General features: G+C 69.4%; 30 protein-coding genes. 23 read left to right on the forward strand and 7 right to left on the reverse strand.

Going from position 1 to position 22,597, the window contains the following annotated elements; translation table 11 throughout:
- Positions 1–18: 18 nt before the first annotated feature.
- Positions 19–1,356: a chloride channel protein gene (locus ABD371_RS13190; protein ID WP_344476228.1), complete on the reverse strand. Its 1,338-nt coding sequence runs from the start codon at positions 1,354–1,356 to the stop codon at positions 19–21.
- 233 nt (positions 1,357–1,589) lie between these two features.
- Between ABD371_RS13190 and ABD371_RS13195 the strand changes: the two genes are divergently transcribed.
- The 8 genes from ABD371_RS13195 to tgmC all read left to right on the forward strand — a co-directional run bounded on the left by ABD371_RS13195 (position 1,590) and on the right by tgmC (position 7,645).
- Positions 1,590–2,939 carry a hypothetical protein gene (locus ABD371_RS13195; protein ID WP_344476230.1) on the forward strand — a complete coding sequence of 450 codons (1,350 nt, stop codon included), beginning with the start codon at positions 1,590–1,592 and terminating at the stop codon, positions 2,937–2,939.
- A 52-nt stretch (positions 2,940–2,991) separates the two neighbouring features.
- On the forward strand, positions 2,992–3,459 hold the full coding sequence (locus tag ABD371_RS13200) for a DUF7144 family membrane protein (RefSeq protein WP_344476232.1): 468 nt from the start codon (positions 2,992–2,994) through the stop codon (positions 3,457–3,459).
- Between the two features lie 152 nt (positions 3,460–3,611).
- Positions 3,612–3,845 carry a hypothetical protein gene (locus tag ABD371_RS13205; protein ID WP_344476234.1) on the forward strand — a complete coding sequence of 78 codons (234 nt, stop codon included), beginning with the start codon at positions 3,612–3,614 and terminating at the stop codon, positions 3,843–3,845.
- A 68-nt stretch (positions 3,846–3,913) separates the two neighbouring features.
- Positions 3,914–4,378, forward strand: a complete 465-nt coding sequence (locus ABD371_RS13210) for a DUF6879 family protein (RefSeq protein ID WP_344476236.1) — start codon at positions 3,914–3,916, stop codon at positions 4,376–4,378.
- A complete protein-coding gene (locus tag ABD371_RS13215) occupies positions 4,311–5,228 on the forward strand; it encodes a helix-turn-helix domain-containing protein (protein ID WP_344476238.1) in 918 nt (305 codons plus the stop codon). The genes ABD371_RS13210 and ABD371_RS13215 overlap by 68 nt, the downstream gene beginning before the upstream one ends.
- A 184-nt stretch (positions 5,229–5,412) precedes the next feature.
- Entirely contained in the window at positions 5,413–5,541 is a 129-nt protein-coding gene (locus ABD371_RS13220; RefSeq protein WP_344476553.1) for a hypothetical protein, read from the forward strand.
- Positions 5,541–6,506: an ATP-grasp ribosomal peptide maturase gene (gene tgmB / locus ABD371_RS13225; RefSeq protein ID WP_344476240.1), complete on the forward strand. Its 966-nt coding sequence runs from the start codon at positions 5,541–5,543 to the stop codon at positions 6,504–6,506. Before ABD371_RS13220 ends, tgmB begins: the two co-directional genes overlap by 1 nt.
- Positions 6,503–7,645, forward strand: a complete 1,143-nt coding sequence (tgmC, locus tag ABD371_RS13230; RefSeq protein ID WP_344476242.1) for an ATP-grasp peptide maturase system methyltransferase — start codon at positions 6,503–6,505, stop codon at positions 7,643–7,645. Before tgmB ends, tgmC begins: the two co-directional genes overlap by 4 nt.
- Here the strand turns inward: tgmC and ABD371_RS13235 are convergent.
- The 3 genes from ABD371_RS13235 to ABD371_RS13245 are packed head-to-tail and all read right to left on the reverse strand — an operon-like array spanning position 7,591 to position 9,564.
- Positions 7,591–8,061: an arsenate reductase ArsC gene (locus ABD371_RS13235; protein WP_344476244.1), complete on the reverse strand. Its 471-nt coding sequence runs from the start codon at positions 8,059–8,061 to the stop codon at positions 7,591–7,593. The two genes, tgmC and ABD371_RS13235, sit on opposite strands and share 55 nt — an antisense overlap.
- Positions 8,054–9,169, reverse strand: coding sequence for an ACR3 family arsenite efflux transporter (gene arsB / locus ABD371_RS13240; RefSeq protein ID WP_344476247.1), 1,116 nt, complete (start codon positions 9,167–9,169; stop codon positions 8,054–8,056). The genes ABD371_RS13235 and arsB overlap by 8 nt, the downstream gene beginning before the upstream one ends.
- Positions 9,166–9,564 (reverse strand): ArsR/SmtB family transcription factor, encoded by a 399-nt coding sequence (locus tag ABD371_RS13245; RefSeq protein WP_344476249.1) that lies wholly within the window; start codon positions 9,562–9,564, stop codon positions 9,166–9,168. The genes arsB and ABD371_RS13245 overlap by 4 nt, the downstream gene beginning before the upstream one ends.
- Before the next feature lie 80 nt (positions 9,565–9,644).
- Here ABD371_RS13245 and ABD371_RS13250 point away from each other — a divergent pair, with 80 nt between their 5' ends.
- From ABD371_RS13250 to ABD371_RS13260, 3 genes are read left to right on the forward strand one after another with little or no spacing between them, the layout of a single operon-like run.
- Positions 9,645–10,130, forward strand: a complete 486-nt coding sequence (locus ABD371_RS13250) for an ArsI/CadI family heavy metal resistance metalloenzyme (RefSeq protein ID WP_344476251.1) — start codon at positions 9,645–9,647, stop codon at positions 10,128–10,130.
- Positions 10,054–10,824, forward strand: coding sequence for a metallophosphoesterase family protein (locus ABD371_RS13255; RefSeq protein ID WP_344476253.1), 771 nt, complete (start codon positions 10,054–10,056; stop codon positions 10,822–10,824). The genes ABD371_RS13250 and ABD371_RS13255 overlap by 77 nt, the downstream gene beginning before the upstream one ends.
- Before the next feature lie 56 nt (positions 10,825–10,880).
- Positions 10,881–11,435: a GNAT family N-acetyltransferase gene (locus tag ABD371_RS13260; RefSeq protein ID WP_344476254.1), complete on the forward strand. Its 555-nt coding sequence runs from the start codon at positions 10,881–10,883 to the stop codon at positions 11,433–11,435.
- Positions 11,436–11,502: 67 nt separating this feature from the next.
- Here the strand turns inward: ABD371_RS13260 and ABD371_RS13265 are convergent, their stop codons facing one another.
- The gene (locus ABD371_RS13265) at positions 11,503–11,892 is read right to left on the reverse strand and encodes a hypothetical protein (protein ID WP_344476256.1); all 390 of its coding nucleotides are present in this window, start codon (positions 11,890–11,892) and stop codon (positions 11,503–11,505) included.
- A 225-nt stretch (positions 11,893–12,117) separates the two neighbouring features.
- Positions 12,118–12,477, reverse strand: coding sequence for a helix-turn-helix domain-containing protein (locus ABD371_RS13270; RefSeq protein ID WP_344476555.1), 360 nt, complete (start codon positions 12,475–12,477; stop codon positions 12,118–12,120).
- A 562-nt stretch (positions 12,478–13,039) separates the two neighbouring features.
- Between ABD371_RS13270 and ABD371_RS13275 the strand changes: the two genes are divergently transcribed.
- The 10 genes from ABD371_RS13275 (at position 13,040) to ABD371_RS13320 (ending at position 19,940) form a co-directional block, all read left to right on the forward strand.
- Positions 13,040–13,204 (forward strand): hypothetical protein, encoded by a 165-nt coding sequence (locus tag ABD371_RS13275; protein WP_344476258.1) that lies wholly within the window; start codon positions 13,040–13,042, stop codon positions 13,202–13,204.
- Positions 13,205–13,472: 268 nt separating this feature from the next.
- Positions 13,473–13,760, forward strand: coding sequence for a hypothetical protein (locus ABD371_RS13280; protein WP_344476260.1), 288 nt, complete (start codon positions 13,473–13,475; stop codon positions 13,758–13,760).
- Entirely contained in the window at positions 13,760–13,972 is a 213-nt protein-coding gene (locus ABD371_RS13285) for a helix-turn-helix domain-containing protein (protein WP_190121113.1), read from the forward strand. Before ABD371_RS13280 ends, ABD371_RS13285 begins: the two co-directional genes overlap by 1 nt.
- A 271-nt stretch (positions 13,973–14,243) precedes the next feature.
- Positions 14,244–14,654: a hypothetical protein gene (locus ABD371_RS13290; RefSeq protein ID WP_344476263.1), complete on the forward strand. Its 411-nt coding sequence runs from the start codon at positions 14,244–14,246 to the stop codon at positions 14,652–14,654.
- 105 nt (positions 14,655–14,759) lie between these two features.
- Positions 14,760–15,335 carry a phage tail tube protein gene (locus ABD371_RS13295; RefSeq protein WP_344476265.1) on the forward strand — a complete coding sequence of 192 codons (576 nt, stop codon included), beginning with the start codon at positions 14,760–14,762 and terminating at the stop codon, positions 15,333–15,335.
- A gap of 125 nt (positions 15,336–15,460) precedes the next feature.
- Positions 15,461–15,751 (forward strand): hypothetical protein, encoded by a 291-nt coding sequence (locus tag ABD371_RS13300; RefSeq protein ID WP_344476267.1) that lies wholly within the window; start codon positions 15,461–15,463, stop codon positions 15,749–15,751.
- Between the two features lie 116 nt (positions 15,752–15,867).
- Positions 15,868–16,206 (forward strand): hypothetical protein, encoded by a 339-nt coding sequence (locus tag ABD371_RS13305; protein WP_381733677.1) that lies wholly within the window; start codon positions 15,868–15,870, stop codon positions 16,204–16,206.
- A 54-nt stretch (positions 16,207–16,260) separates the two neighbouring features.
- Positions 16,261–17,499 (forward strand): hypothetical protein, encoded by a 1,239-nt coding sequence (locus ABD371_RS13310; protein WP_344476269.1) that lies wholly within the window; start codon positions 16,261–16,263, stop codon positions 17,497–17,499.
- Positions 17,486–19,732 carry a hypothetical protein gene (locus ABD371_RS13315; RefSeq protein WP_344476271.1) on the forward strand — a complete coding sequence of 749 codons (2,247 nt, stop codon included), beginning with the start codon at positions 17,486–17,488 and terminating at the stop codon, positions 19,730–19,732. Before ABD371_RS13310 ends, ABD371_RS13315 begins: the two co-directional genes overlap by 14 nt.
- Before the next feature lie 28 nt (positions 19,733–19,760).
- Positions 19,761–19,940, forward strand: a complete 180-nt coding sequence (locus ABD371_RS13320; protein WP_344476273.1) for a hypothetical protein — start codon at positions 19,761–19,763, stop codon at positions 19,938–19,940.
- Positions 19,941–19,962: 22 nt separating this feature from the next.
- Here ABD371_RS13320 and ABD371_RS13325 read toward each other — a convergent pair whose 3' ends face one another.
- Positions 19,963–20,538: a hypothetical protein gene (locus tag ABD371_RS13325; protein ID WP_344476275.1), complete on the reverse strand. Its 576-nt coding sequence runs from the start codon at positions 20,536–20,538 to the stop codon at positions 19,963–19,965.
- A 74-nt stretch (positions 20,539–20,612) separates the two neighbouring features.
- Here ABD371_RS13325 and ABD371_RS13330 point away from each other — a divergent pair, with 74 nt between their 5' ends.
- Both ABD371_RS13330 and ABD371_RS13335 read left to right on the forward strand, forming a co-directional pair.
- The gene (locus tag ABD371_RS13330; RefSeq protein ID WP_344476277.1) at positions 20,613–21,293 is read left to right on the forward strand and encodes a hypothetical protein; all 681 of its coding nucleotides are present in this window, start codon (positions 20,613–20,615) and stop codon (positions 21,291–21,293) included.
- 25 nt (positions 21,294–21,318) lie between these two features.
- On the forward strand, positions 21,319–22,587 hold the full coding sequence (locus ABD371_RS13335; RefSeq protein ID WP_344476280.1) for a hypothetical protein: 1,269 nt from the start codon (positions 21,319–21,321) through the stop codon (positions 22,585–22,587).
- Positions 22,588–22,597 lie beyond the last annotated feature (10 nt).

A 22,597-nucleotide genomic window follows, 5' to 3' on the forward strand; every position in this document is an offset into this window, starting at 1 on the left:
TTTTCCGTGCTGTGTACCTCATGATGGCCCGGGTGGGCTTTTCCGCTCCAGTAGTTGCGCGGTGATGAATCCGACGACGGAGCAGACGGCGATCAGCGGCATCTGATTGTTCGCGTCCGGGCCCATGAGCAGCACGGCCAGTACGGCGCTGGTGACGGGCAGCCTGGTCACCACCGAGGCGGAGGCGACGATGCCGACCGCGAGCGCGGATGTCGTGCCGAACCCCGGCAGCCCCGAGCACGCCACCCCGGCCGCCGCGCCGAGCAGTACCGCCGGGAAGATCGGCCCGCCGCGCAGCGCGCCCAGACAGATGCCCCAGGCGACGCCCTTGCAGAGGACGAGCATCACCAGCGCGGCCACCGGCCAGCCGTGCGGATCGGCGGCGAGCGCGCCCAGTGTCACCTGCCCCGAGAGGGCGGCCTCGGCCGGGGAACGGCCGGTGACCAGGGCGTACACGGAGATGCAGACACCCACCGCGACGGCGGCGACGACCGTGCGGACGGCGGTGCGGCGCGCGGTCCAGCTCTCGGTGACGTATCCGAGCCGGTGCCCGAAGCCGACGATCAGCGCGATCAGCACGGCGACGGGGACGCCCCACAGGAAGTCCCCCGCGTCGGGGCCGGTGTTCGGCGGTACGGAGGACAGCCGGAGCGCGCCGATCGAGAGCCCGGTCCACTCGCCGAAGCCGGTGAAGACCAGCGCGCCGACGCCGCTGGCCAGCAGACAGGGCAGCAGCAGGACCACCAGCCGGGGGCCGGCGAGGCCGGCCGCCTCCACCATCATCACGGCGGCGACCAGCGGCCCGCCGAGGATGGTGGAGATCGCGGTCGTGGACCCGGCGGTGCCCAGCACCATCGCCGCCTCGGGCCGCGCGGCGCGTTTCGAGGACCGTACGGCGAGCAGCGCCAGCCCGCTGCCGAGCGCCATCAGCGGGGCCTCGGGGCCCAGGACCACCCCCAGCGGCAGGGTGGCGAGCGCGGCGAACACCACCCCGGGCAGCGCGCGCGGCCCCAGCGGCGGGCCGCCGAGCCCGTGCACCGGCACATGCCCGCCGCCGTCCGGGAAGCGGGTCACCACGGGGGCCAGCAGCAGCCCCGCGAGCAGCAGCGAGGGCAGCGGCCACCACCAGGGCGGCTCGGCGTAGCCGACCGCCCGGGGGAGGGACTCCCAGACGGCGTGTTGCAGCTCGTGCTGGAAGCTGACGAAGAAGAAGCAGGCCAGGGCGATGGGGACGCCGAGGAGTGCGGAGAGCAGCAGGAGCTTGCCGTAGCCGCGGCTGAGGAGGATGGCGCGCAGCGACTCGGCGGGGGCGGGCCGGTCCGCGGGCTCTGCCTCCGCCTTCGGCGGCGTGCTCATACGGGCCCGCCGGGCGCGGTCGGTCCGTGGGCACGCGAGGTACGCATGACTCCATGCAAGGCGAGAGGGATCGGCCCGGCGCGGGGGCGGGCCCGTACGGGTGAACGGCCCGTCCGCTCCCACCCGTATGCCCGCCAAGGGTCGCCGTCCGTCCGGGCCGCGCGTTCCCTGGACACCGGGACATCTGGACACGGCCGACCCGCCGACGGGCGGCCCGGGGAGAGGCGGCGGCGGTGCCGGACTTGCCGGACGACAGCGAGCTGGAGCGGCTCAGGGCGCGGATCGCCGCGCTGGAGCAGGCCGGGCCGCCGCCCCGCCCCCACCACCGGGTGCGGTCGTTCTTCGCCGTCCTGCTGATCTTCCTCGGCTGTGTGCTGGCCCCGCTGGGGGCCGTCGCCTCCTGGACCGCCGACGAGGTCGGCGACACCGACCGCTATGTCGCCACGGTCGCGCCGCTCGCTTCCGACCCGGACATCCAGGCGGCGGTGGCCAACCGGGTCACCAACGCCGTGATGAGCCACATCGACCTCAACTCCCTGCTGGAGGAGGTCGCTCCGGCCGACCGGCCGAGGCTGGCCCAGGCGCTCGGGAAGCTGAGCGGCCCGCTGGAGAGCGCCCTCAAGAGCTTCGTCCACGACAAGGCGGACGCCATCGTCTCCTCCTCCGCCTTCAAGACCCTCTGGACGGAGGCCAACCGCAAGGTCCACGACTCCCTCGACAAGGCGCTGACCGGCAGCGGCGGCGGCGCGGTCAAGCTCACGGACAACGCGGTGGAGATCGACCTCGCCCCCGTCGTCGACCAGGTCAAGCAGCGGCTGGTGGCGGACGGTCTGACCGTCGCCGCCAAGATCCCCGAGATCCACACCTCCTTCGTGGTCGCCCGCTCCGACGACATCGGCAAGCTCAAGACCGGCTTCCGGCTGCTCCAGCTCGCCGGTATCTGGGTCCCGATCGCCGCCCTGATCCTGGTGGTCGCCGGAGTCCTCCTCGCCGTCCGCCGCCGCCGCGCCGTCGTCACCGCGGCCCTCGGCGTCGCGGCGGCCCTCCTTCTGCTCGGCATCGCGCTCGACGCCTTCCGCGCCGTCTATCTCGACCGGCTGCCCGCCGGTGTCTCCCAGCCCGCCGCCTCCGCCGTCTACGACGAGCTGATCCGCTTCCTCCGCACGACCGTCCGCATGGTCGTCACCCTCGGCCTCGTCATCGCCCTCGCCGCCTGGCTGACCGGCCCCGGCCGCCACGCCCTCGCCGTCCGCCGCCTCTGGCACTCCGGCATCACCGCCCTCCGCGGCGTCGCCGACCACGCCGGCCTGCGCACCGGACCGGTCGGCCCCTGGCTGCGCGGCCATCGCCGCTGGGTGGTGTGGGTCCTGGTCGCCGCCGCCGTGCTGACCTGCCTCCTCTGGAGCCACCCGACCGCCTGGGTGGTCGTCGGCCTCGCCCTCGCGCTGCTCTTCGCGATGGCCCTGCTGGACTTCCTGGCGTCCGACGGGACCCCAGACGGGACCCACGACGAGGCCCGCGATCATCCGGAGAATTCACCCGAACGGCCGAATCCGAATGGCGGTGGCACCGGGCCGGGCTGACGCTCGAATCCCCGTCCGCGTTGGGCGTACGGGGCCAAGGAAGGGAGGTCCCATGAGCCACGCATCACAGCGACCGGCCGGGACTCCGCCACCGAACCCCCATCGAAGCTCCGAGCCCGCCCACAACAGCGGCTGGGCGGTGGGAGGCGTCGTCTTCGCGGGCATCCTGATGCTCTGCAACGGAATCCTCGCGATCCTCCAGGGCATCGCGGCGATCGGCGAGGACGACGTCTACGGCCGGGTGGGCGACTACGTCTACCGGATCAACCTCACCGGATGGGGCTGGATCCATCTGATCCTCGGGATCTGTCTGGTGATCGTCGGCTACGGGGTCCTGAAGAACATGGCCTGGGCACGCTACGCGGGCATCTTCTTCGCGTCGATCAGCCTGATCGCGCAGTTCCTGTTCCTGCCCTATCTGCCGATCTGGGCAGTCATCATGATCGCCATCGACGTGTTCATCATCTGGGCACTCGCCGTCTACCACCCCGACGACGACCGCCGCGGCGACCTCATCTGACCCCCCTCCCCCCCAACCGGGGCCCGAGCCCGCATCCACCACCCATCCGGCCTGCGGGCCCGGGCCCCTCCATGCGCGGCCCTTGACCGTTCGAGGCGGCCGTCTCACCATGTGTGAGAACAGTTCGCCAAGTTTCGAGCAAGGGATACCCCATGCGTGCTCGGTTCCTCGGCAAGGACCCTGAGTCTCAGATCGGCAACTCCCCGACGCTGTTCGCCACCGACCGCATCGACCGTGTCACCTACATCGCGCAGGGCTGGAAGGTGACCGACCCTCAGGTACTGGCTGATGTCGGCGAGGTCCCGGACAACGAGACTCTGATCGAGATCCCGGAAGACGTGCTCAAAATGTATGCCCGCCGCCACATGGAGGAGGGAGAACGCTGAGCTTTCTGACGGGAGAAGAGTTCGGCAAGATCTTCCAGTCGTTCGAGCACACGGCATTCCGTCTTGAAGTGCGCGACCGCTACGACGCGGACTACGAGAACGAGTCGCTGCGGAAGTTTCTTGCGCGGGAGAAGGACGACCTGCCATGGATGCAGGACTGGCTGACCATGATCCGTGATGCTGTGTTCGAGGGGCGGCGCTTCACGCGTGTGCGAGTGGTCAGCTCGCCGCTCACCGACTACAGCCGGTTCGGTGTGTGGTGTGCCCAGTTCACCAACGGGGCGGGTGAGGACATTCGCTACCTGATGCGTGACCGAGCAGCTGCCGAGCACCTCCCCAACCATGACTACTGGCTCTTCGACTCGCGCAAGCTGGTACGTATGCACTTCGACGATTCCGACGCGTTCGTTGGCGGCGAGGTCGTCGAAGATGTCAACGAGATCGTGCAGCACAACTACTGGCGCGATGCTGCTTGGCATCACGCCATCAGGCGGGATGACTTTGCCACCGAACAACACCTCGGGTTCGTCTAACGTACACGAGGCCAGAAACGCGCTGGGCAAACGACTCCGCGAGCTTCGCCAAGCCGCCGGCATGAGCGGCAGACAGCTCGCGGAGTCATTGTCGTGGCCGCCCTCCAAGGTGTCCAAGCTGGAGAACGGCCGACAGACACCCGCCGATGACGACATCCGCCAGTGGGCGAGGGCCACGGGGGGTGAAGACGAGACCGAAGCTCTGCTCGCTTCGCTGCACACGCTCGAAGTGCAGCACGCCGAGTGGCGGCGCGTCCTTCGCGCCGGGTTGAAGCCCCATCAGCAAGAGCTGATCTCGTGGGACCAGAAGGCCCGGCTCTTCCGTGCCTTTGAAGCGACCGTAATTCCGGGCCTTCTTCAGACACCGGAGTACGCGCGTGCTCGCTTCGCCGAAGGCATCCGCCGACTGAATCTTCCCCATGACATCGACGAAGCCGTCAAGGAGCGGTCAAGACGCCAGGAGATCCTGTACCGATCGGACAAGCGATTCCACTTCGTTCTTACTGAAGCGGCGCTCAGGTTTCGTCTCTGCACCCCGGATGTCATGCTCGGTCAGCTTGATCGGCTGATCTCACTGTCACAGCTTCCCCATGTGCATTTTGGCGTTATTGGCTTCGAGGCTCAATACGCTGTCTCGCCCTGGCACGGATTCTGGATCTACGACAACGAGCGGGTGCTCATTGAAACACTGTCGGCCGAGCTTGACCTTCGCCAGCCGCAGGAAATCAGGCTGTACAGCAGTGCCTTCGAGCAGCTCGCAGCCGTCGCCGACTACGGCAGGGCGGCGCGAGCGATCATCAATCGAGTGATCGAAGAACTCGCTCCCGAGGCATCGGAAGATGGCTCCTGATGGCGCACCACGCACCCCCTGCGACGTCTCACTAGAAATTCTGAGAAATTTCCTTTCCAAGGGGAAAGCGCCTCCCTACGCTCCCTGTCGACACGAGAAGGAGGCGCGGCACAGATGACGCAGACGCTCACACCTTGGGGCACGGGCAGGATGGGGCCGTACTCGGTAGGGGCGCACGATCGAGCTGGGGGGCCACGGCACCAGCACCAGCGGCCTCACTTCGACCACGACCACCCCCGGTGACGGCTCCGGGCCGGACGGAGCGACCGACTCCGACAGTGTTGAGTCCTACGACCAGAACGAGTCCGACTGATGGCCGACCGACGCGGGTCGGTGCTGGTGCTGACCAACAACTACGACGTGACCTCGGACGTGGTGCTGCGGATACTCGCCGCGCGAAGGGTTCCCGTGGCCCGTCTGGATCCCGGCACCGACCCGTACGCAGGAGCCTCGCTGTCCGCCGTGTACGGCACGGGCGAACAGCGAGGCATCCTGCGCACCCCGAGCCGAACACTTGATCTCACACAGGTGCGATCGGTCTGGGTCCGCAGGCCCTCGCCCTACGAGGGACCTCCCGGGCTGGACGGACAGGACCGCAGGTTCGCCGCTGAGCAGTCCTTCTGGGGAACGGGGGGCATCCTCGCGTCTCTTCCGGGAGCGCATTACGTCAACCACCCGTGGGACAACCGCGCGGCCGAGTACAAGCCCGCTCAGCTCGCGACCGCGCGACGGAGCGGGTTCCTGGTGCCCGACACGCTGATCACGAGTGACGAGCGCGAGGCCCGGGAATTCGCGGCGCGTGAGCCTGGCGGAGTGGTCTACAAACCCGTCTGGAACACGCCCTACCGTGTGGACGGCCGGCCGCACAGCGTGTGGGTGCGGGAGGTGCGCGGACATGAGATCACCAGCGCTGTGACGATGTGCCCGCACATGTTCCAGACCAAGGTGGACAAGGCATTCGACGCACGGGTGACCGTCGTCGGTGATCTGCTGTTCGGGGCCCGGATCGACAGCCCTGATCTCGATTGGCGTCACCGGCAGGACCTCATGAGGTGCGAGCCGATCGCTGTCCCCGAAGCGGTCGCGTACTCCGTTGCCGCTTACCGCGACCACTTCCGCCTGGTGTACGGCGCGTTCGACTTCGCGGTGACCGCCGATGACACCTGGTACTTCCTGGAGTGCAACCCCAACGGACAGTGGGCCTGGCAGCCGCCCGAGATCACCGACGCGGTCGCACACGCCATCGCCGACCGGCTGGAGAAAGGCTCCGGCACATGAGCACATCCGCCCAACTGCGCAGCGCGTTGGTGAGCGCACTCGCCGAAGACGGCGCGCTCACCGACCCCGACTGGCTTCGCGCCGCCGAGACGGTTCCCCGGGAACTGTTCACCGGGTCCTACTTCGAACAGGTCCCGGGCAGTGTCCCGACCCGCTACCGGCCAGTCCGCCAGGGCGGTGAGGGGTGGCTCCAGGGGATCTACACCGATCGGACGCTCATCACTCAACTCGACGGCCGTATCAGGCCCGACGACGTCACCGGCAGCACCGTGGAAGGCTCTCCATCGTCCTCGTCCACCTTGCCGTCGCTGGTGCTGCGCATGTGGCAGCAGCTCGAAGTCGAGCAGGGGCAGCGAGTGTTGGAGATCGGCACCGGAACCGGGTACTCGACCACCCTTGGCGCGCACCGCCTCGGGGACGGAAACCTCACCAGCGTCGAGTACGACCCGGTGGTCGGCGAGGCCGCCGCCTCCGCCATCACGTCAGCCGGGTACACGCCCCGGCTGATCGTCGGGGACGGTCTGCGCGGGGACCCCGAGGGGGGAGCGTACGGCCGGCTGATCGCCACCTGCGCGGTCCGGTACATCCCCCTGCCGTGGCTGCATCAGGTGAAGCCGGGCGGAAAGATCCTGGTCACCCTCTCGGGGTGGAGCTACGCATCCGGTCTGGCGCTGCTTACCGTGACCGGCCCCGGTACCGCCACCGGTCGGTTCCTCCCCGGGCACACCAGCTTTATGATCGCCCGCCCGCACGATCGGCCGCCGCGCCCGGTCCTGGCTCTGCTGCCGGGCGAGGAGCGTACGAGCCTGATCGATCCGGCGATCATCGATACCTGGAGCGGGAGCTGGGTGGCTCAGCTCGCCGCGCCGTCGGCCGAGCGGATGGGCGCTGGTTCTCAGCAGATTCTGTGGGACGTGTCCACCGGTTCGCAGGCGCGGACGGCGGCCGGGCCCGATGGGGGCTGGACGGTGGTGCAGCGCGGGCCGGTGCGTCTGTGGGATCGGGTTGAGGAGGCGGTCGAGCGCTGGAGGGCGGCGGGGGAGCCGCATCAGAAGGGCTTCGGTATCACGGTCTCCGCAGCCGGTCAGCGTGTGTGGATCGGCGCGGAGGACGGTCCGGGGTGGGAACTGCCGGTCTGAGAAGACACTCCCTCGGGGAGCAGTTCGGCGAGGAGACGGCGTACGCGCTGTTCGATCGCGTCGCGGATGGGGCGGACCGCTTCGACGCCCTGGCCGGCGGGGTCGTCGAGGGGCCAGTCGAGGTACCGCTTGCCGGGGAGGACGGGGCAGGTGTCGCCGCAGCCCATGGTGATGACGACGTCGGAGGAGTGGACGGCGTCGACGGTCAGGATCTTCGGGGTCTCGGCGGACAGGTCGATGCCGATCTCCGCCATCGCGGCGACGGCGGACGGGTTCACGGCGTCGGCGGGGGCGGAGCCGGCGGAGCGGACCTGGACGCGGCCGGTGGAGAGGTGGGTGAGGAAGGCGGCGGCCATTTGGGAGCGGCCGGCGTTGTGGACGCAGACGAAGAGGACGGAGGGCCGGGACTCAGACACGGGCGGAACCTTCCGGGGCGGCGGCGATTGCTGTGGCGGGCTCGGGCTCGGGGAAGAAGCGGCGGGCGCGCAGGGCGACATGGACGAGGCCGATGAGGACGGGGACTTCGATGAGGGGGCCGACGACTCCGGCGAGGGCCTGGCCGGAGGTGGCGCCGAAGGTGGCGATGGCGACCGCGATCGCGAGTTCGAAGTTGTTGCCGGCGGCGGTGAAGGCCAGCGTCGTGGCCCTGGGGTGGTCGAGGCCGACGGCCCTGCCCAGCGCCATGGAACCGGCCCACATGAGGGCGAAGTACACCAGCAGCGGCAGCGCGATGCGGGCGACGTCCAGGGGCTTGGAGGTGATGGCCTCGCCCTGGAGGGCGAAGAGGACCACGATGGTGAACAGCAGTCCGTACAGGGCGAAGGGGCCGATGCGCGGGATGAGTTCGGTCTCGTACCACTCCCGGCCCCGGGTCCTCTCGCCGATGCGGCGGGTCAGGAACCCGGCCGCGAGCGGGATGCCGAGGAAGACGAGGACGGCGCGGGCGATCTCCCACGCGGAGGCGTCCAGGCCGGTGGTCGCGAGGCCGAGCCAGCCGGGGAGCAGATCGAGGTAGAACCAGCCGAGCAGGCCGAAGGCGAGCACCTGGAAGACGGAGTTCAGGGCGACGAGGACGGCGGCGGCCTCGCGGTCCCCGCAGGCGAGGTCGTTCCAGATGATGACCATGGCGATGCAGCGGGCGAGCCCGACGATGATCAGCCCGGTGCGGTACTCCGGCAGATCGGGGAGGAGGAGCCAGGCGAGGGCGAACATCAGCGCCGGGCCGAGGACCCAGTTCAGCACCAGCGAGGAGACGAGCAGCCTGCGGTCGCGGGTGACGGTGTCGAGACGGTCGTACCGGACCTTCGCCAGAACCGGGTACATCATCACCAGCAGGCCGAGCGTGATCGGCAGAGACACCCCGGCGACGGTGACCTTCGCCAGCGCGTCTCCCAGCCCCGGGACGAGACGGCCCAGGCCGAGACCGGCGGCCATCGCGGCGAGGATCCAGAGGGCGAGGTGGCGGTCGAGGAACGACAGCCGGGCGGAGACCGGGCCCCCGGCCGCCGCGGCGGGTCCGCTCACGCGGGGACCCCGGCGGTTGTGGGCAGGGGCTGCCCGGCGGGGCGGGTCAGGATGCCGGCCAGCTTGTCGGTCGTCTCCGGCAGCAGCCGGTAGTACACCCAGGTTCCCCGCCGTTCGGAGGCGATCAGCCCGGCCTCGCGCAGCAGCTTGAGGTGGTGCGAGATCGTCGGCTGGGACAGATCGAACGCGGGCGTCAGATCACAGACGCAGACCTCGCCCCCGGCGCGGGAGGCGATCATCGACAGCAGCCGCAGGCGCACCGGGTCGCCGAGGGCCTTGAACACCTTCGCGAGGACGACCGCCTGCTCCTCGTCCAGCGGCGCCGACAGCAGGCCGGGGCAGCAGCCCTGAACGGTCTCGTCCCGCACGATCACCGGAAGCTCTTGTTTTGACATTCTTCTATGTTGACGTTTTTCGATTCAAGACGCAAGGTTGTATCGACAGGCATCAATACAGCCCGATCGGGGAGACCGTCATGTCCCGCGTCCAGCTCGCCCTCAACGTCGCCGACCTCGAAGCCTCCGTGGCCTTCTACGCCCGGCTCTTCGGCGTCGAGCCCGCCAAGCGCCGCCCCGGCTACGCCAACTTCGCGATCGCCGAGCCGCCCCTCAAGCTCGTCCTCATCGAGGGCGACCCCGGCCAGGACACCCGCCTGGACCACCTCGGCGTCGAGGTCGCCTCCACCGACCATGTCACCGCCGCCACCGAGCGCCTCAAGACCGCCGGCCTCGCCACCTTCGAGGAGAACGACACCTCCTGCTGCTACGCCCTCCAGGACAAGGTCTGGGTCCACGGCCCCGGCCGCGAACCCTGGGAGGTCTACGTCGTCAAGGCCGACGCCGACCACATGGGCGAGAGCCCCGCGCTGCCCGACAGTGGGAACCATGCCGAACCGAGTAGCTGTTCTGTCCGACATTCACGGAGTCCTGCCGGCCCTGGAGGCGGTGCTCGCCGAACCTGATGTCAGGGCCGCCGATCTCATCGTGCTCACCGGCGACATCGCCGCCGGTCCGCAACCGTCCCAGGTGCTCGACCTGTTGACCGCTCTCGGGGGGCGCGTCGGCTGGATCAGCGGCAACGCCGATCGCGAACTCCTTGAATACCGCAGGGGGCGGCGCGGAACGATCCCCGATCCGATCGCCTCCTGGGCGGCAGCGCAGCTCCGCGAGGACCAGCTCGATCTTCTGGGCTCGTTGCCGCGATCGCTCTCCCTGTCCGTGAGGGGACTGGGGGAGGTGCTGTTCTGCCATGCCACCCCTCGGGACGACGAGGAGGTCGTTCTCGTCGACTCCCCTCTCGACCGCTGGGAGGAAGTCCTCGGCGGTCTCGGCACCGAGATCCGCACCGTGGTCTGCGGCCACACCCACATGCCGTTCGTCCGCCTCGCCCACGGCAGGCTCGTGGTCAACCCCGGCAGCGTCGGCATGCCCTACGGACGCACCGGAGCGCACTGGGCCCTCCTGGGCCCGGGAGTCGAACTCCGCACCACGGAGTTCGACATCGATGCCGCGACCACCCGGATCCGCCGGGACTCGTCCTATCCGGAGTTGGCCGAGTGGGCCGACTACTTCCTGAACGCCCGGGCGACCGATGCCGACGCTCTCGCGGCCTTCGCACCGCGGGACGGGGACGACGCCCGAGAGAGTCCCGAGTGAGAGAGCGCCGTCGGTGATCGCGTGGCAGCTCGGCGGCGTCGGATATTTTGCCCGCCATGAGCGAACTCGGATCCGTCACCTGGCCGCCCGTCCCGATCAAGACCGAACGGCTCGTGCTGCGCGCGCGGTTGGCGCGGGACCGTGAGGCGTACATCGGGCTGCTCGCCTCGCCGGAGGTGCACGCCTACCTGGGTGGGGCTCGGCCGCGTGAGGAGGTCGAGCGGGAGGTGCCCGGGATACCCGAGACGCGGTCCGGGCGATTTGTGGTCGAGCTGGACGGAGAGCTGATCGGCCACATCCTGCTCACCAAGGAGACGGGATATCTGCCGCAGGCCGCCGGGAAGGCCGAACTCGGCTATCTGTTCCTGCCGGAGGCGTGGGGACGCGGATACGCGGCCGAGGCGTGCCGGGCGGTGCTCGACTGGTTCGCCGGGGAGCTTCCCGGCGAACCAGTGGTGCTGGCCACGCAGACGGCCAATGTCCCCTCGATGCGCCTCGCGGCGAAGCTGGGGTTCGCCGAGGTGGAGCGGTTTGAGGCGTACGGTGCCGAGCAGTGGTTCGGGATGTGGAACCCGGGGGCCCCGGGGGACCCGGGAATCACCGTGCAATAGGACGGGCATCCGCGTCGCCGGCGGCGGACCCGGCCTGATCCGGCCGGGCCGGGCCGACCCGGGCCGGTCAGTACGGGCCCAATTGGTCGTCCGTGTCGGGCATTCGTTTCACGCCCTCTGTCACAGGGCCCGAGTCACGGGTACGGACGTCACGGGTACGGGTCCGGGTGCGGGCGCGTGGCCGGTGGGGCATCAGATCGCGGACCGAGGCATCGCCCGCGCCCACGATCGGCAGTGGATGGGTGGGCCGCTGGCCCGCGCCGCTGGGAAAACGCAGCAGCCGGCCAGGGCCGTTGCCCGGCGGCGGGTCCTTGTCGGGGCCGCCGTCGGGGTCGTCCCCCGGGTGATCGCCGGGGTGGTCCGCAGGATGTGTGCCGGGGTCCGGCCGCTCCGGCTCCATGGCGCGGCCGTGTTCCTCCCAGCCTGATCTGAACCAGAGCAGCTGGTCACGCTGCATCTCGTCCTCGGTCAGGATGCGGACTCCTTCGACTCCCGCCTGCCGGACCTTCTCGCTCAGCTCGGCCAGCAGGCGGGACAGGCGCTCTGATTCGGCGTGCCCGTGACCGTGACCATGATCGCGACCGCGACCGGACCCCGACCTTTCCCCCTCGTGACTTTCCTCGTCCGCCTCTCTCACCACTGCCCACTCCTCACACCCCCGTCGGCCCGCCCCTGGGAGCCGCTATGTCCCCTCCGGCAGGAACTGCTTCGCGACTTTCACGAATGTCTCCCGCAGCTCGGTGGGTACCCCCATTCTCCGTGCCGCTTCCTCGGGCGTGAGGCGCTGCGCTCCGCTCACCTCCTCCTGATGGCGATGAACGGTCACCGGCAGGTCGTCCTCGGACAGCCTGCCCGACCGGATCAGCATGTCCCGCAGGGGGACGGACAGCACGGCGGACAGTCTGCGCATCGTCTCCAGATCGGGCATGCTCTGCCGCTGGAGCAGTCTGCTGACGGCCGCGCGGTGCACTCCGGCGTCATCGGCGAGCTTTGACTTGCCGCCACCGCGCGGATTGTCGATGTCATAGCCCCGCCCGCGCATCAGATCCTCGATCCATGCCGCGAACTCCTCAAGCCCCTCGGTGCGACCACGCGGCTGTTCCCCGCGAAATCCCTGGTCGTTGTGGGCGCTGGCCCACGAGCTGGAACCCATGTTCTCGCTCTCCCCTCGTCGCGGGGACAGCGTACCGAGCGCGTGCGCAACGAAAGCAGTGCGCACGCGCGCGTAGCACGGCTCGGCCTCATTGGCCGGATGTCAACGGCCCCGAATGCGGAGTCCGTTGACGACATTACGTGGTCATCGCCTCCGGAGCGTAGTCACTTGCGCACGCGCTCGCACCATGTAACCCTGATCTCGCGTTCGCAACTGTCGAACAAATGTTCGCACACCCAGGGAGGGGTTGCACGTGCGTACCCGATCGAAATCCCTTGAAACTCCTCTGACCAGGTATTTTGATGTAGATGTCGATGAGCTTGACTGGCGCAGGGCAGCCGCCTGCTCCGAGCTCCCCCAGCGTTCCGTCTTCACCCGCAACCCGGTTGAAGCGGCTCCAGCGTTGCGCGCCTGCAATTACTGCCCCATTAAGCGGCAGTGCCAAACCATCGTGGATCCCGAGCGCACCTGGTTCGACGGGGTGAGCGGCGGCCGGCTCTGGCGCAACGGCCGGGCCGTCGCGACCGCCCCCGGCCCCGACCCGGACTCCGACCCCGCCTCCGACCTCGACCCCGATTTCGACCTCGACTTCGCCCCCGAGGAGGCCGCCGCATGAGCGCCGCACTCTGGCTCGATGCCCTCGCCCGCCGTTTCCCCGAACTCCTCGACGAACTCGCCCCCAGCCCCGGCCGGGGGCCCCGGCGGGCCCGCGCGGCCCCCGGCCCACCGGCGGCGGATCCTCGCCCGTCAGGCTCTTCGTCTCCGACACCCTGCGTGATATCACCGACGGAGTCGCGGAGCTGGAGGAGGCGGTACGCGAACGCCTCGCCCTGCGCCCCGTACGCCCCGCGCCCGTTCCCGTACGGCTGCGCCGGATCGCCGGAGTGCTGGACCGGATCGACGCCGACGCCGATCTCGCCGCCCATGTCGAGGACGAGGCCCGGCGGATGGCCAGGCGCTGCGCCCACGCGCTCGGCGACCCCGAGCAGATGATCCGGCTGCCCGGCCGCTGCCGGGGCTGCTCCTCGGTCTCGCTGCGGGCCTTCCCGGAACGGGACGAGGTGCGCTGTGTGAACCCCGTGTGCGACCGCCCGCCCGTCCAGGACACCGGCACGGACGCCGCCACGGACGCCGACACGGACACCCGCACGGACGTTCAGGAGGCCGCGTGATGACCGCCACCGCCCTCAGAACCCCGCTGATCACCGGAGACCTCGCCGCCTCCGAGGCCGGAGTCTCCCCCGCGACCATCCGCAAGTGGGTGCAGCGCGGCCATCTGGCCGCCGCGGGCCGGCAGGGCAGGCGCAGCCTGTACCGGCTGGAGGACGTCTTCGCGGCGGAACGCAGCGCCCATGACATCGCCCCGGGGTCCGCCCCCGGCTGACCGACCGCCGTACCCGCGTGAAAGGGCCCCGCCGGAGCATCCGGCGGGGCCCTTCGCATGCGCTGACACAGGGTCAGTTGCGGGATCCGGCACCCCGGGTCACACTTGATGCAGCGGCAGAGCTGCGCCCGAAGGCCACCAGGCAAGGGCGGCGGACCTGCCGCTTCGCGTTACCCCTTCGCGTTACCCCTTCGCGTTTTCCCGCTTCACCCCTCGCGTCTTCCGAACCGCCCCCGCTGCCTTCCGGGCAGCCCGACAAGGGAGCGTCCATGTGGCAGCACTGACCTTCCCCGACGCCGAACGACTCGTCGTCGACTTTCTGAAGACCCGCCCCGAACTGACCGGCGCGGCGGTCGACAACCGCCCGCCGGCCGTGTTCGACGGCACCCAGCGGGCCGTCCTCGTCTCCCGCGTCGGTGGCGCCTGGGTCGACGACCTCAACCTCGACCGGCCGCTGCTGGACCTTGAGGTCTACGGGCCGGACAAGACCGCGGCCCACACCCTGGCGCTGGCCGCCCGGGCCTGCGTACTGGAGCTGACCGGCACCTCGTACGGCACCGCGTTCGTCAGCGATGTCAACGAGGAGGACGGGCCGCGCTGGCTGCCCGACTACAACCGGCCCGCCGGAAACCGCTACCTCTCCACGATCCGGCTCTCCGTACGCCCCGCACGCCCCGCGTAACGGCACACGCCACCCCACAGACGGGCCTCGCCTCTCCGGCGGGGCCTTTGCCATATCCGCACCACTGATCAGTACGAACTGATCAGGATGAACTGAGGAGTTCACATGGCTGGAAGCAACAACGGCAAGGAAATCCGCGTCGCCGGATCGGGCAAGGTCCTCTTCGCCGCCGCCGGTACCGCAGCCCCCGCCGATGCCACCATCGCCTGGGACGCGGCGAAGTGGACCGAGCTGGGCTACACCACCACCGACGGCATCAAGTTCAACAAGAAGGACAAGATCGACCCGGTCGACACCTGGCAGTCGGTGAGCCCGGCGCGGTTCATCTACTCCGACCGCGATCTGACCGTGAAGTTCCAGCTGCTCCAGCTGAACAAGCACACCCTGCCCTTCTTCCTCGGCGGTGGCGCGGTCACGGCCGGCGGGGTCGCCGGTGAGTACAAGTACGACCTCGCCAACACCCCGGGTCCGGACGAGCGGGCGATCGGCGTCGAGTTCGTGGACGGCACCTCGCGCTACCGCTTCGTGGTCCCGCGCGGCCAGGTCACCGAGACCGAGGAGATCTCCCTGACCCGTACGGGCGCCGTCCGGCTGGGCATCACCTTCACGGCCCTGGCCGTGGACGACGCCGCGCCGCTGGCGAGCTTCCGGATCAAGGACGACGCCTCGGCGTACGCCTGATCGGGCCGCCCGGTCGGCCCTGACCGACCGGGCATCCCTCGCTCCCTCTCGGGGCGGCCCCGGACACTCCCCTGTCCGGGGCCGCCCCGGCCCCCTCTGCCACCAACTTCCGAACGGAGACACCCATGGCCGGATTCAACGTCAACGCCGCCCGCGCCCAGCGCCTCGAAGCGCTCGGCCGCACCTGGTCCTTCGACCTCGACGAGGACAGCTTTGAACTGCCGACCGAGCTGAACCGCACCACCGCGCGCAAGCTCCGCGACCTCGACGACAACGACGTCGACGGACTGCTCCGACTCCTCCTCGGCGACCGGCAGTTCACCCGCTTCGAGCGCCATGACGTCACCATGCAGGACATCGCCGCCATCCTGGAGGCATACGGCAAGGAGACCGGGCTCGGCCTGGGGGAAGGCTGAGCCTCGGCGCGTTCGTTGACGAACACGCCGAGGCCCTTGAGGCTGATCTGCTCCGCCACTACGGCCTCGACCTGCTCGACTGGCACCGCGGCCGGCTCTCCTCCCGCCGGCTCGCGGTGCTGCTCCGGCACCTTCCGCGCGACAGCGCGGTCGCGCGCGAGCTGAACGGCGAGGCCGCCGAGTGGTCGCCGACCGACTATCTGCTGGCCCAGGTGATCGACCAGCTCGCCGAGTCCAACTGGATGTTCGCGACGGTCAACCGCGACGAGGACAGCGATCCGCTGGACTTCCCGAAGCCGGTGCCCAGGCCGGGCCAGAAGCCCTCGCCGGACCGGGTGCCGGACCCTGACCCGGACCCCGCCCCGGACGTCTCCCCCGGCACCGCCGAGTCCACCGGGCCCGGCGACGGCGCGGACGTCCCGAGCCCCGCCCAGCTCGCCGCCTTCTTCTCGTAGCCCGCGCCCGCGCCACGCCAGGCAGCACCGGAAAAGGACAGAGGACATACGCACATGACCATGTGGATCGGACGCCCGGGGCATCTCCGGGCGTTCAAGGAAGCCGCCACCACCTTCGACCGGTCCCCCCAGTCCGGTACCACCGAATTCCGCTCCCTCGCCGGGGGCATCACCACCTGGACCCCCCAGATCCGTCCCCGCCGTCTCAAGCTCGCCTGGCAGAACATGCTCCCCGACGACCTCGCCCACCTCGACCGGCTCGCCCGCCGGGTCGACGGCCCCGGCCCGGTCGCGGTGATCGACCCGGCCTCGGCGAACTGGCTGCTGCCGAGCCAGGCCAAGGGGGTACGCGGGGGCTACGGCACCTCGCTGTGGTTCGGGGCGCCCCCGGTCACCATCGGCGGGGGCACCGGGGCGTACGACCCGGTGACCGTCACCGTCCGCCAGCCGGACGAGATCACCACCTTCGTCTACTACGGGCCGAACGCGGGCTACGGCTATCCGGTCGTCCCCGGCACCCGGATCACCTGGTGGGCTCCCTCGCTCGCGACCACCGCCCATCAGCAGAGGCTCTACTGGATCAAGACGGACGGCACCTCGGCCGGGAACAACTGGACGAGCATCATGGACCGCCCGATGACCGTCACCGTCCCGTCCGACGTCGCGTATGCCCGCCCGGCGGTGAAGTTCAACCGGTCCTGCCGGGACATCCCTGTCGGCGAATCGATACTCCGGACGGCCGTCCCCGAGGACGCCTCGCTCCGGCTGGCGAACCGGCAGGCGTTCTCCACGACCCAGCAGCAGGGCCTCGCGCCCCTGACCCAGTGGCAGGCCCTGGCCGGCGCCACCCTCAGTGAGGCGGCCGGCGCTGCCCAGGTCACCATCCCCGGCAGCGGAACCTTCGTCTGGGTGCCCGGGGACGGCAAGCCGGGATTCCCCGTCACCCCCGGTCAGACAGCCGTGTTCACCACCTCCTTCAGCAAGATCGAGTTCTCCGGGGTGGACTTCCTCGACACGGCGGGCGCAGTGATCTCGGGCACCGACCTCTCGGCGATGCGGGCCCCGGCCGGTGCCGTCTACGCGCGGCCCTGGGTCTTCGCCTCGGCCGTCACCACCCCCACCCCGATCGGCGCGGGCTCCCTGGTGCTGTGGGACGCCGTGCCTTCGCTGCCGGCGGGCGAGGGCACCGGCCTGTACAGCGTCACCGACTACAGCCAGACCGTGCGCCCCGGAATGCTCAACTCCCGTGATGTGAGCCTGGAGCTGGTGGAGGTGGCTCATGCAACCGGCTGATCCCTCTCTCGCGAAAGCCCTCCGGGACGGCGAACGCTCCGCCGACCAGCGGATCCGGCTCGGCGGCAGGGAGCTGGGCCCGCAGGTCGGCTCGTGGTCCCTGGACCAGAGCTATGCCACCGATCTCCCCGACGCGATGCGCGCCTTCTCCGGCTCCTCCAGTGCTCAGCTGGAACTCACCCTCGGCGGCCGGGGCGGAGTGTCCGCGCCCGCTCTCTACGGACCGTGGGCGCCGCGCGCCACCGGCGATGTGATCCGGCCCCGCCAGTCCGTCACCATGGACTGGGGGCTGGCCGGCTCCACCCTGCCGCAGTTCCGGGGCACGGTACGGTCCCGCTCGGCGCAGTCGGGCGGCGACACGGTCTCCCTCACCGCGCTCGACGGCGCGGAACGGCTGCGGATGCCCGCCCGGCTGCCCCGGCCCTCGGGCGGCATCGACGGGGACGCGCCGTACGGCCCGAGCGTGGCGAACAACTGGACGGCGAGCCCGACCTGGTGCGTCGACCACCTGCTGCGCAACGCGGGCATCCACACCTGCCCGCCGCCCCGCCCGACCAGCATTCTCTACGCCTCCCTGCACGGCGGGGCCGCCGCCAACATCGGCTATCTGACCGCGCTGTCCGGCGACTGGACCAAGTGGACAAAGACCAACGCGCCCTGGGAGGCGGCTGTGCAGGGCCCCGCTTCGGGGCTCGCCTCCGCCGAGTACATCCCCTCCGTACGGCCCGTGAACCGTCTCGGCGACGGGCTGTGGGCCGAGGCGTGGTTCGACAACACCGGTTCCGCCACCGGCACCCGCCAACTCGATCTGACCCTGTCCTGGACGCCGGCCAACCTCACCCCGCACTACACCACCGTCCGCGTCGACTTCGCCAAGGGCGAGCTCCAGGCATTCAGCGGCAAGGACAAGGTGCCCACCGGCAACGGCAGCATCATCTGGACCGTTCCCGCGCTGACCACCCAGTCCGGCCGCTGGCACATCGGCTTCTGGCTGAAGTTCTCCAGCGCCGGGGTGCCCACCTTCGAGGCCCGGGTGCGCTACCCGGACGGCAACGGAATCCACTGCACCCCGGGCACGGTGGCCGGGGCGGTGGCGGCCTCCCATCTGGGCAATGTCATCCTGCGGCTCGGCAATCTGCGCGTGGAGGGCCTTCAGGTCTCGTCGCTGACCACCGTGCCCAGCACCCCGGCCGACATCCTTCAGGAGGGACGCTGGACGAAGACGGCGGCCCTCGACCCGCCCGACACCGGGCTGCGGGTCATCCCGGCCGTCTCCGGCACCGCGTGGGAAGCCATCACCGCCATCGCCCGTGCCACCCTGTCCACCGCCGAGTTCGACGGCAACGGCATCTTCCGCTGGCGCAACCGCAGCCGCTGGGCCAACGCGCCCGCGACCTCGCAGCTCACCGTGACCTCGGCCCGCGAACTGGCCTCGCTCACGGTGACGGAGGAGATCGACGCCTGCCGCAACTACTGCTCGGTGACGTGGGACAACTGGGAGAACGTCTCCGTCAACAAAATCGCCAAATCCAAGATCAGCACGGCGAAGCTGAGCATCCCGGCCGGCACCACGGGCACTATCGTCTTCGGCAGGGGCGACGACGAGTACGACTGCTGGCCGCCCGAGACCTACATCGACGCCCTCCCCGGCTGCATCAGCTTCAGGAACGCCGACAGCGACACGGCGGCCAACGTCCATGGCGCGGTCGAGGTCGGCACGGTCATCTCCGACGGCATCGTCACGGTCACCATGCGCAACCGCAGCAGCTCCACGGTCTGGCTGCGCGGCGGCGCACGCTCCATGGACATGCTCGCGCCGACCGTGTCCGGGGACGGCGGCCCCGGCAAGCACTGGTACTCCGCCTGGAACACGATCAGCCAGGGCCACTACGGCGTCCAGCTCTACGAGCACGACCCGGAGGGCTGGGTCCAGGACGACCGCGCCGCGCGCGAGATCGCCGAAGCCCTGCGCGCCGCCGGGGTCTACCCCGTCCCGCTCCTCCAGGACGTGGAGATCCTCGCCGACCCCCGCATCCAGCTCGGCGACGTCGTCCGGGTCAAGGACACCACCGGCGCGGTCCTCGACTCCCTCGCCTGGGTCGTCGGCATCAAGACCGAGGCCGAGGGCCAGGCCGTCAAACAGACCCTGACCCTCCGCGGCGCCGCCTACAACGGCGTCCCCACCGACACCGGCCTCACCCCCGACCCGCCCGTCTCCGGCTCCGTCGCCTGACCCCATCCCTCACCAGGAGAGCACCACCATGACCGACGAACAGCTCGAAATCCTCGCCCGCCGCCTGGCCGAACTCCTCCCCGGCTACCTCCTGCTGCGCGACCCGCCCCAGGTGCCGGTCGGCGCACCGGAGGCGGCGATCGGTGACGGTGCGACGCCGCTGCCGACGCCGACGCCGTACGAGCGGGTGGCACCCTCAAGCCCCTGACCGGACTCGCGGCACCGCAGGGTCAGTCCGACGCGGTCCAGTGGAGCGTCCAGGGCATCATCGGGCCCCAGTCACCACTGCCGTTCCGCACCATGAGGAAACTGTCGGCGGCCACCTCGACCGTATGGGTCATGGGGCCGTAATGCCCGGCGAGCGGCTCGGTGTCACTGCGTCGATCCGCGCTGATGCCCTGGTACAGCCGGCCTCCGGCTTTGCCGAACTTGACGGTGACCGAGCCGGGCCGGTCCGGGGTCCGCAGGATCCGGCTTCCGGTGCCTCGGCTCTCGGCTGTTACCAGCTCGACCTCCTCGGACTTACGGAACGTCAGCTTCCAACGGCTGACCCAGCTACCCTCGGGTGCCTTTATGCGGATATTCCTGAGCACCGACAGGTCGATCAGAGCCTGTGCCCGGCCCTTCTGCCAGGGCCAGCCGCCGAGCAGGAAGAGTTTCTCCTCTCGGGTCCCCTGCTTCGACGCGATGTCCGCGACGAGCCAGAAGTGCGGGTTGATCAGCCCACCAGTGGCTTCGACCACAACACGGCCAGCCAGCCCCGGGGGGATCCGCACTTCTCGTGCGCCCCATCCGGTTACCTCCATCAGCCCCTCCTCCGGTAGTCGCCCGGAGTCTTTCGCACCCGGATCACCCATCGCAAGAGCAGAGGTGAACGTCTATGTCGGACATTAATAAAGAGGTACGCGAACACACCAGTTCTCAAGAATTCCTCACCAAGCTTAAGAAGGATCTCGGCCTGGAAAATTTGGTTGTGCTCAAGGGGAAGGGTGCCCCTGAAGAAAAGGGGGAGAAAGAGGGGGGAGAGAAGAAAGAGGAGGATAAATTCCCCTATGAAGAGTTCGGGTGGAAGGGTGAGCACGGCTACGGAAAATTTGAGAACGTCGGTGTGATAGGTGCTGCCACCGTAGCCACCGGAACCGCCTCCGCCGTTTCGGCGGATCTGACCGGTGCGTCCTCTTCCATAAGGCTTGTCGGCTGGGACAAGAGCATCCTCAATGAGGCGTGGGACGGGCTGAAGGGGCAGACCCCCGAGCAGCTTCGCAAGGAGCTGTCCCAGGCGCAGGAAGACATCAAAAAATCCGATGCCGATATCCTCAGGCTGCGAGGCAAGGTTGAATCCGACCGGACGGAACTCGAAACCGATATCGGCAATCGCGTCAGGAATCTCTCCCAGGAGCTCGAAGGAAAGATCAGGCTAAAGGCTGATAAGTCAGCTGTTCAGAGTACCAACAGCACCCAGAATAGAGATATCGGCAGTCTCAGCGAAACCGCACACCGGGCGGGAATCGCACTCAGTGGGCTTGAGGAGCGGCTCCGAGTGGTGGAAAGCCGGCTCTGACCCCGTTCTTCTTCAGGAGTGATCAATGGCTCTCAATCAGAAAATCAGCGCGACGGTCACCCAACTCGGCCGTATGCGGACTGCGGCGTCCGAGGCCGGGGGAGGCCTTGGCGCGCTTCAGCGCAATGCGGGTTCGGCCTCGGGGGCTGTCGGTCGGGTTCGTACCTCCGCCAATAACGCGAACACGTCCGTCGGTCGCCTCCGCACCACGGCCAACAATGCCGGGTCCGGTCTCGGCAGCCTTCAGCGCAATGCGGGTTCGGCCTCGGGGGCTGTCGGTCGGGTTCGTACCTCCGCCAATAACGCGAACACGTCCATCGGCCGCCTCCGCACCTCCACCAACAGCGCCAACACCTCCATAGGCCGTCTCCGCACCACCTCCAACAACGCCGGTACCTCCATCGGCAGGATCCGTACCGCGTCGACCAACAGCGCGAGCGCCGTCGGCAGGCTCAACACCGGTGTGCGCGGGGCCAATACGTCCCTGGGGCAGGCCCGGACCGGATCGGACCGGTTCCGTTCCTCCCTGGACCGGCTGCGCGGCTCGGCGAATCGTGCGAGGACGGCGCTGCGGGGGGTCAAGACACAGGCGGACGCGGTCGAGAGGTCCGTCGGGAACGCGGGCAAGAACGCCGATCGCGGTGACAAGGCGATGGGCAACTTCAGCAGGGGTGCACGAGGGGCTTCTGCGGCTCAGCGGGGTCTCAACGCCGTCATGGCGGCCAACCCGCTCGGTCTGATCATGGCGCTGCTGGCGCCGCTGATCCTGAAGTTCGTCGATCTGGAGAAGATCGGCAAGGCCGTGATGAGCGGCCTCAAATCCGCCTTCAAGGGCATCAGCGACGCCGCCTCCGCAGCCGGCAGGTTCCTCGGGCCGCTGCTCAAGGACATCGGGAACATGATGCTCTTCCCGACCCGGATGGTGGTGACGGGGCTGAATATCCTCATCGGGGCGATGAACAAGATCAAGTTCTCGGTGCCGGACTGGGTCCCGGTCATCGGTGGCAAGAAGTTCGGCTTCAGCATCCCGACCATCCCCGTCCCCAAGCTCGCCGAGGGCGGCATCGTCCAGCCGCGCTCCGGCGGCACGCTCGCGCTGGTCGCGGAGGCGGGGGAGGCGGAGGCGGTCATTCCGTTGAGCAAGCTCGGCGGAATGATGGGTTCGGGGCCCGAGTTGCGCAGGCTGGCCGTCGCGGTGGAGAAGCTCGCGGACCGGCCGGTGCTGGTGAAGGTGGACAGTCAGACGATCGCCCGGGCGGTGTTCATGGGACAGCGGCAGCTCGCCCGCCGATAGCCGACTGAAC

Source organism: Streptomyces amakusaensis, from assembly GCF_039532665.1.
Lineage (GTDB): Bacteria > Actinomycetota > Actinomycetes > Streptomycetales > Streptomycetaceae > Streptomyces > Streptomyces amakusaensis.